Annotated in this window: 9 protein-coding genes; 5 read left to right on the top strand and 4 right to left on the bottom strand. The window is 62.5% G+C overall.

The window, feature by feature from the left end; genetic code table 11:
* Positions 1-75 precede the first annotated feature (75 nt).
* Positions 76-558, top strand: coding sequence for a GNAT family N-acetyltransferase (locus tag EOA86_RS13580; RefSeq protein ID WP_128342119.1), 483 nt, complete (start codon positions 76-78; stop codon positions 556-558).
* Between the two features lie 54 nt (positions 559-612).
* Here the strand turns inward: EOA86_RS13580 and EOA86_RS13575 are convergent, their stop codons facing one another.
* Complete coding sequence (locus EOA86_RS13575) at positions 613-1614, bottom strand: D-glycerate dehydrogenase (protein WP_128342117.1); 1002 nt, start codon at positions 1612-1614, stop codon at positions 613-615.
* A gap of 158 nt (positions 1615-1772) precedes the next feature.
* Here EOA86_RS13575 and EOA86_RS13570 point away from each other — a divergent pair, with 158 nt between their 5' ends.
* On the top strand, positions 1773-2330 hold the full coding sequence (locus tag EOA86_RS13570; RefSeq protein WP_029356932.1) for an SH3 domain-containing protein: 558 nt from the start codon (positions 1773-1775) through the stop codon (positions 2328-2330).
* Between the two features lie 61 nt (positions 2331-2391).
* Here the strand turns inward: EOA86_RS13570 and irrA are convergent, their stop codons facing one another.
* The gene (gene irrA, locus EOA86_RS13565) at positions 2392-2823 is read right to left on the bottom strand and encodes an iron response transcriptional regulator IrrA (RefSeq protein WP_127209816.1); all 432 of its coding nucleotides are present in this window, start codon (positions 2821-2823) and stop codon (positions 2392-2394) included.
* A gap of 241 nt (positions 2824-3064) precedes the next feature.
* On the opposite strand from irrA, the gene fabA reads away from it, so the two are divergent.
* The 3 genes from fabA to fabI all read left to right on the top strand — a co-directional run bounded on the left by fabA (position 3065) and on the right by fabI (position 5747).
* Positions 3065-3583 (top strand): 3-hydroxyacyl-[acyl-carrier-protein] dehydratase FabA, encoded by a 519-nt coding sequence (gene fabA, locus EOA86_RS13560; RefSeq protein ID WP_023802127.1) that lies wholly within the window; start codon positions 3065-3067, stop codon positions 3581-3583.
* Positions 3584-3701: 118 nt separating this feature from the next.
* On the top strand, positions 3702-4922 hold the full coding sequence (gene fabB / locus EOA86_RS13555) for a beta-ketoacyl-ACP synthase I (RefSeq protein WP_127209815.1): 1221 nt from the start codon (positions 3702-3704) through the stop codon (positions 4920-4922).
* A gap of 12 nt (positions 4923-4934) precedes the next feature.
* Positions 4935-5747: an enoyl-ACP reductase FabI gene (fabI, locus tag EOA86_RS13550; protein ID WP_127209814.1), complete on the top strand. Its 813-nt coding sequence runs from the start codon at positions 4935-4937 to the stop codon at positions 5745-5747.
* Between the two features lie 105 nt (positions 5748-5852).
* Here the strand turns inward: fabI and EOA86_RS13545 are convergent, their stop codons facing one another.
* On the bottom strand, positions 5853-6866 hold the full coding sequence (locus EOA86_RS13545; RefSeq protein ID WP_128342116.1) for a class I SAM-dependent methyltransferase: 1014 nt from the start codon (positions 6864-6866) through the stop codon (positions 5853-5855).
* Positions 6867-6958: 92 nt separating this feature from the next.
* On the bottom strand, positions 6959-7966 hold a 1008-nt coding region (gene pnp / locus EOA86_RS13540), incomplete at its 5' end, for a polyribonucleotide nucleotidyltransferase (protein ID WP_128342114.1).

Raw genomic sequence — 7966 nt, 5'->3', positions numbered from 1 at the left:
CTGGTCGGCCGGCTGCTGCTTTACGATGCATTGACCGCGCGCTTCGACACGATCCGCTACAAGAGAAACTAGATCTTGGGCAGCCTGGTTTCCGCCGAGCAGCTTCCGCCCGATTTCGATCGCTGGGACGAGGTGCTGGCGCTGATCAGGCGCGCCTTCGCCTCGATGGACGGCCTCATCGATCCACCATCCTCGGCGCATCGGCTCACGGTCGAGAATCTTCGGGACAAGGCCCGGCAAGAGACGGGCTTTGCGGCGCTGAAGGACGGCAGGATCGTCGGCTGCGTTTTTGTTCTGGAGCGGGCCAATGATTTATATGTCGGAAAGCTCGCGGTTGAACCGGGCTTTCAGGGACAAGGCATTGGCAGGCAGTTGATGCAAGCGGTCGAGGATCTCGCCCGCGACCGCGGCAAGCCTGCGATCGAGCTTCAGACGCGGATCGAACTGACCGGAAATCACGCCGCCCTTGCCCGTCTCGGCTTTCGCGAAACGGAAAGGACGGCGCACAAGGGCTACGACCGTCCGACCTCGATCACCATGCGCAAAGTGATTTCGTAAGCCTTTGCTAACCTCAGATGAACGGACGGTCGCACGAGCCGCGATCGTGGCCGGTCACGTCCGCAGCGGCAGTACGCGATCCGGCGGGCGGTGGCCATCGAAGAAGGCGCGGATGTTGATGATCACCTTTTCGCCCATGTCGATGCGGCCTTCGAGTGTCGCCGACCCCATATGCGGCAACAGCACGACCTTGCCCTTGGCGGCGAGCTTCAGCAATTTGCTGTTCAGCGCCGGCTCATGCTCGTAGACATCGAGGCCGGCGCCGGCGATCTTGCCGTCCTGGATCAGCTTGACCAGAGAGTCCTCGTCGATGATGTCGCCGCGCGCTGTGTTGACGATGTAAGCGGACCGCTGCAGGAGCGCCAGCCGCCGCGCTGAGAGCAGATGGAAGGTTGCCGGCGTCGACGGACAATTGACCGATATGATGTCCATGCGGGCAAGCATCTGGTCGAGGCTTTCCCAGTAGGTCGCCTCCAGCTCATCCTCGACCGCCGGCAGCACGCGATGGCGGTTGTGATAGTGGATCGACAGGCCAAAGGCCTTGGCCCGCCGGGCGACGGCGGTGCCGATGCGGCCCATGCCTACAATGCCGAGGCGTTTGCCCCAGATACGTCGGCCGAGCATCCAGGTCGGCGACCAGCCGGCCCATTTCTTGTCGCCGGTCAGCACATTGGCGCCTTCCGCCAGCCGCCGCGGCACCGCCAGCATTAGCGCCATGGTCATGTCGGCCGTATCCTCGGTCAACACGTTCGGCGTGTTGGTGACGGAAATGCCCTTCTTCGCTGCTGCCGCCACATCGATCTTGTCGACGCCGTTGCCGAAATTGGCGATCAGCTTGAGGTTGTCGCCAGCCTGAGCGATCAGCGCTGCGTCGATATGATCGGTTATGGTCGGCACCAGCACGTCGGCTTCCTTGACCGCCGCGACCAGTTCCGGCTGCGTCATCGGCCTGTCTTCGACATTCAGCCGGGCGTCGAACAGCTCACGCATACGGGTCTCGACCGGGTCGGGCAGCTTGCGCGTGATGACGACGAGGGGCCTTTTTCTGCCTACCATTGTTTCCTCGAAACCCGACCTCGTTGAGACCTCTTTAACCAAGACAGGCGAAACTGCAGGCCGGTCGCGGTGCCAGTTCTCCATGTAACAAGAGGTTCCGCCGAAGACAAAGAAAAAGGGGCGCCAAGGCCGATGAGCCGGCGCCGAAAGGAATGAAAGTGTCTGGTTTCGCGTCGCTCCGCCTGGCCCTCAGCGCAGCATTTCTCGGCGCTCTCCTTTATTCCCCTCATGTGGCGGCACAGAATGCAGCAGCACCCGCCCAGAGTGCAACGCTCGGGCCGAGCGGCCTGCCGCTGCCGCGTTTCGTCAGCCTGAAAGCGGGCCGCGTCAACTCCCGCGTCGGACCAGGCGTTAACTATTCCGTCGACTGGATGTATATGAAGCCCGGCCTGCCGATGGAGATCATCCAGGAATTCGACACCTGGCGTCGTGTGCGCGATGCCGACGGCTCGGAAGGCTGGATCAACCAGTCGCTGCTTTCAGGCCGCCGCACGGCCATCGTAGCACCCTGGCAGCGGGGCAAAGATGCCCGAGTCAACCTTCTCGACGACCCAGAAAAGGATGCCAGCATCGTCGCGATCATCGAGCCGGGCGCCATGGGCACGATCAAGTCCTGTGACGGCCAGTGGTGCGAGATGACCTTCAACGGCCACACCGGCTGGCTCGCCCAGTCGCTTGTCTGGGGCGCCTATCCGGGCGAACGGGTCAAGAACTAACCTCCTCTTGGCGGTTCGGGGATCCCGGCCGAGACGGTATCTCACGGCCTCATGAAGCCAATCAGTCGCGGCGTTTGGGGCGCAGTCTCACCACGATGTCGACATTGGCGATCTCCGTGCCTTCCGGCGGCTCCGGCAGGTTGGAAACCGTGACAGGACCGCTAGCGATATCGAAGATCCTGTTTTCACCTTCAATGTAGAAATGGTGATGATCGGAGGTGTTGGTGTCGAAGTAGGTCTTCGACCCCTCGACGGCCAGGATGCGCAGAAGGCCCGCCTGGGTGAATTGATGAAGGGCGTTGTAAACGGTGGCGAGCGACACCGGCACTCCGGCGGCGATCGCCTCCTCGTGCAGTTCCTCAGCCGACAGATGGCGGTCGCCCTTGGCGAAAAGCAGATCGGCCAGCGCAATGCGCTGACGCGTCGGCCTCAGGCCAGCTTCGCGAACCCGCTTGTCCACAGCGACATTTTCCTTTCGGCAGCCCAGATCCATCTATCCGTCCAAGCTCACAGTTTCGCCTCAAGACATGCCCAGAATGGCAAAAAACGAACATCGACCGAAACTGGACACCCCCGACATATATTCTGTCGGCCGAATACGATCAATAGCGCGCATTGACCCAGGCAGACGGGCAGGTTAAGCGCAAACGCCGGTTTCCGGCCTGAAATAGATTGTGTTAGGAAACCAACGACAAGGGCGCGCTACCGCCCGGACGATTACGGGGACGAAATTGATGGCGGTTTCCAAATCCAGCTATGATTACGAAGAACTGCTTGCCTGCGCCCGCGGCGAGCTGTTCGGACCTGGAAACGCCCAGCTCCCCTATCCGCCGATGCTGATGTTCGACCGCATCACCGAAATCAGCGAGACGGGCGGTGCCTTCGACAAGGGCTTCATTCGCGCGGAATTCGACATCAAGCCGGATCTGTGGTTTTTCGCCTGCCATTTCATCGGCAATCCGATCATGCCGGGATGCCTGGGCCTCGACGCCATGTGGCAATTGACGGGGTTCTACCTCGGCTGGCTCGGTGAGCCGGGCAAGGGGATGGCGCTCTCGACCGGCGAGGTGAAATTCAAAGGCATGGTGACGCCGTCGGTTAAGAAGGTGGAATATGGCGTGGACTTCAAGCGCGTGATGCGCGGGCGGTTGGTGCTTGGTATCGCCGATGGCTGGCTGAAGGCGGATGGCGAACCCATATACGCAGCAACGGATCTCAAGGTGGGTCTGTCCAAGCAATCGGCCGCCGCCTGACCGGCGCCTCCACAGCGCCGCGAGTCCCTGGGACGCGCAAAAGGAAGCTGCAGAACTTTAATTTGCGCATGATCCTTGTCCGACAGGTTTCGGGCTCATGCGCTGGAAGGAGTTGCGAATGAGACGGGTCGTAGTTACAGGCCTCGGCATCGTGTCGTCGATCGGCAACAATGCCAACGAGGTGCAGGCCTCGCTCCACGATGCCAGATCCGGCATCAGCTTCTCCAATTCCTTCGCCGAACACGGCTTCCGCTGCCAGGTCTGGGGGGCGCCGACGCTCGACCCCTCTGCGCTGATCGATCGTCGCGCCATGCGCTTCCTGTCGCAAGGTGCGGCTTGGAACCATGTCGCAATGGACCAGGCTATCGTGGACGCTGGACTTGGCGAGAACGACATCACCAATGAGCGCACCGGCATTGTTATGGGATCGGGCGGACCATCGACCCGAACCATCGTCGAGGCCGCCGAAACCACGCTGAAGAACGGCAGCCCCAAGCGCATCGGCCCGTTCGCCGTGCCGAAGGCGATGTCGTCGACCGCTTCGGCGACACTCGCCACCTGGTTCAAGATCCACGGCGTCAATTATTCGATCTCTTCGGCCTGCTCGACATCGGCGCATTGCATCGGCAATGGCTACGAACTTATCCAGTGGGGCAAGCAGGACATGGTCTTCGCCGGCGGCCATGAGGATCTCGACTGGACGATGTCGGATCTGTTCGACGCGATGGGCGCCATGTCCTCCAAGTTCAACGACCGGGCATCGGCCGCCTCGCGCGCCTATGACGTCGATCGCGACGGCTTCGTCATTGCCGGCGGCGCCGGCGTGCTGGTCCTGGAAGAGCTCGAGCACGCCAAGGCGCGCGGCGCCAAGATCTACGCCGAGGTCGTCGGCTATGGCGCGACCTCCGACGGCTACGATATGGTGGCGCCCTCGGGCGAGGGTGCGGTGCGCTGCATGCGGCAGGCGCTGGCGACTGTCTCTTCGCCGGTCGACTACATCAACACGCACGGCACCTCAACGCCGGTCGGCGACTCCAGGGAAATGGGCGCGATCCGCGAGGTGTTCGGCGAAAAGATGCCTTTCATCACCTCGACGAAATCACTGACCGGCCATTCGCTGGGTGCGGCCGGCGTGCAGGAATCGATCTACTCGATCCTGATGATGCAAGGCGGCTTCATCGGCGAGAGCGCCCATATCGAGCAGCTTGATCCGGAATTCGAAGGCATGCCGATCGTGCGGGAACGCATCGACGATGCCAGGATCGACACCGTTTTGTCCAATTCGTTCGGTTTCGGCGGCACCAACGCAACGCTGATTTTCCAGCGCTATTCCGCATAAGGATTGCCGACCATGGACGGATTGATGAAGGGCAAGCGCGGGCTTGTCATGGGTGTCGCCAACGACCATTCGATCGCCTGGGGCATCGCCCGGAAACTGTCCGAACATGGGGCGGAACTCGCCTTCACCTATCAGGGCGAAGCCTTCGGGCGCCGGGTCAAGCCGCTCGCCGACAAGATCGGCGCGTCGCTGGTCGTCCCTTGCGATGTCGAGGACAGCGCATCGGTTGCCGCTACCTTCGAGACCTTGGACAAGGCCTGGGGCGGGCTGGACTTCGTCGTTCATGCCATCGGCTTTTCCGACAAGAACGAGCTGAAGGGCCCCTACGCCGACACCAGCCGCGACAATTTCATCCGCACCATGGTCATCTCCTGCTACTCCTTCACCGAGGTCGCCCGTCATGCCGCCAGGCTGATGAAGGACAGCGGCTCGATGATCACGCTGACCTATGCGGGTTCCGTCCGCGTCATGCCGAACTACAACGTTATGGGCGTGGCCAAGGCCGGGCTGGAAGCAAGCGTCCGCTATCTTGCCAACGACTACGGCCCACGCGGCATCAGGGTGAACGGCATATCGGCGGGACCGGTGCGGACGCTGGCCGGCGCCGGGATTTCCGACGCACGCCATATGTTTTCCTACCAGCAGCGCAACTCGCCGCTGCGCCGTACAGTGACCATCGACGAAGTCGGTGGCTCCGCCCTCTATCTCCTGTCCGACCTGTCGTCGGGCGTCACCGGCGAAATCCACTATGTCGATTCCGGCTACCACATCGTCTCGATGCCGACGCTCGACGAGTTGAAGCAGACCGACAACGTACGAGATTAATTCGGCCCGTAAAAATGCGGCGGCCTTGCCGGCAAGCAGACTGGTCGAAGAGCGCGGCCATAGATTCGCGAACGGGCGCCTGCCGATCTGCACTGAACTCCGCGTTCAGCGGCGCGCCGCGAGAACCTTGAACAGGCCATCGCGGGCGATCTCGGCATGGCTGGAGAAGGCGGCCGTCAGCACCGGCTCGTAGGGAAGCTGACGGTTCGCCACCATGAACAGCCGCCCACCCGGCTTCAGCGCCTTTGCCGCGGCGCGGATCATGCCGGCGCCGATTTCCGGCTCGGCTGCCCGGCTGCGATGGAAGGGCGGGTTCATGACGATGGCGTCATAGCGCCGCTCTACCGGCTCGCACAAAAGATCGATCCAGAAGAAATTTGGTTCCGCCGCTGTATTGCCGATATTGCCTTTCGCCGCCTCCAGCGCATCGAACTCGGCGTCGTAGAGATCGAGCGCCGAAATGCCAGGTGAGCGGGCGGCGACCTCGGCCGCCACATAGCCCCAGCCGGCGCAGAAATCGGCAATGTTGCCACGCAGGTCGCCGGGCAGATTGTCCACCAGCAATCTAGAACCTGCATCGATCTTGTCGAAAGAGAACATGCCTGGCGCGGTGCGGAAACGGCCCTCGACCAGAAGGGTCGGATTGGCGGCGCAAAGCGCTGCCGCTACCGCGGCGTTGGCCGGTCGACGGAACCAGAAGGCGATGCCGTGATGCTTCGGCAAATGGCCATCGAGCGGCACAAGTTCGTCGATGCGCTTGCGCAGGCTGGCAATGCCATCGTCCTTGGCGCCGGCGACGACAATCGATCCGCCGGGCCTGACACGCTCGATCGCCTCAGCGATGCGCAATTCGTTTTGCCCGCGATGACGGCCGGCAAGCACCAATGCCGCGTCGAAACCGTCGCCTTCCAGGCGCGGCATTACCGCGAAGCCCGCCCCCTGCAGCGCGCGAAAATGCGGGCGGAAGCCTTGCACCAGATGCAGTGCTGCATCGAAGCCTTCGGGCAGGCGGAAACCCGGTTCGGCGCCCAGAAAGAGGACACGCTCGCCCTTACGCGGCAGGGAGACAGCCTCGGCCTCGAACGGATGGAACAGTGTCTTCAGCGGCTCGGCGGACATTTTTCGACCTCGAAATGCAGCTGGGCTTGTCGTGAAAATGAAAACGGGCGCGACCTGTCGGCGCGCCCGCTTCGATTGTACCGTCAGATCGCTCAGGCGGCGTCTTCTTCGCCTTCGGCCTTCTTGTCGCGGGCGATTTCCTTGCCGGTGGCCTGGTCGACGACCTTCATCGACAGGCGGACCTTGCCGCGCTCGTCGAAGCCCATCAGCTTGACCCAGACCTTGTCGCCTTCCTTGACGACGTCAGAAGTCTTGGCGACGCGGTCATTGGCGAGCTGCGAGATGTGGACGAGGCCGTCACGCGGACCGAAGAAGTTGACGAAAGCGCCGAAGTCGGCGGTCTTGACGACCGTGCCCTCGTAGATCTCGCCGACTTCCGGCTCGGCGACGATGGTGTGGATCCACTTCTTGGCCGCCTCGATCTCCTTGGCGTTGGACGAAGCGATCTTGACCGTGCCGTCGTCCTCGATGTTGATCTTGGCGCCGGTCTTTTCGACGATCTCGCGGATGACCTTGCCGCCCGAGCCGATCACGTCGCGGATCTTGTCGGTCGGGATGTGCATGACCTCGATGCGCGGCGCGAATTCGCCGAGTTCGGAACGCGCGCCGGAGAGCGCATGGCCCATTTCGCCGAGGATATGCTGGCGGCCGTCCTTGGCCTGGTCCAGCGCGATCTTCATGATCTCCTCGGTGATGCCTTCGATCTTGATGTCCATCTGCAGCGAGGTGATGCCGTTGGCGGTGCCGGCAACCTTGAAGTCCATGTCGCCGAGATGATCCTCGTCGCCGAGAATGTCGGAGAGCACCGCGAAGCGCTCGCCTTCCTTGATCAGACCCATGGCAATGCCGGCGACCGGCTTCGCCAGCGGCACGCCGGCATCCATCAGCGCCAGCGAGGTGCCACAGACGGTGGCCATCGACGACGAACCGTTGGACTCGGTGATCTCCGAGACGACGCGCAGCGTGTAGGGGAACTGGTCTGATGTCGGCAGCATCGGGCGGATCGCGCGCCAAGCCAGCTTGCCGTGGCCGATTTCGCGGCGGCCGGGCGAACCCATGCGACCGGTTTCGCCGACCGAATAGGGAGGGAAGTTGTAGTG

The sequence above is a fragment of the Mesorhizobium sp. M5C.F.Ca.IN.020.32.2.1 genome, assembly GCF_004023105.1.
Taxonomy (GTDB): Bacteria; Pseudomonadota; Alphaproteobacteria; order Rhizobiales; family Rhizobiaceae; genus Mesorhizobium; species Mesorhizobium wenxiniae.
This window is presented reverse-complemented; position numbering and strand designations above follow the sequence as displayed.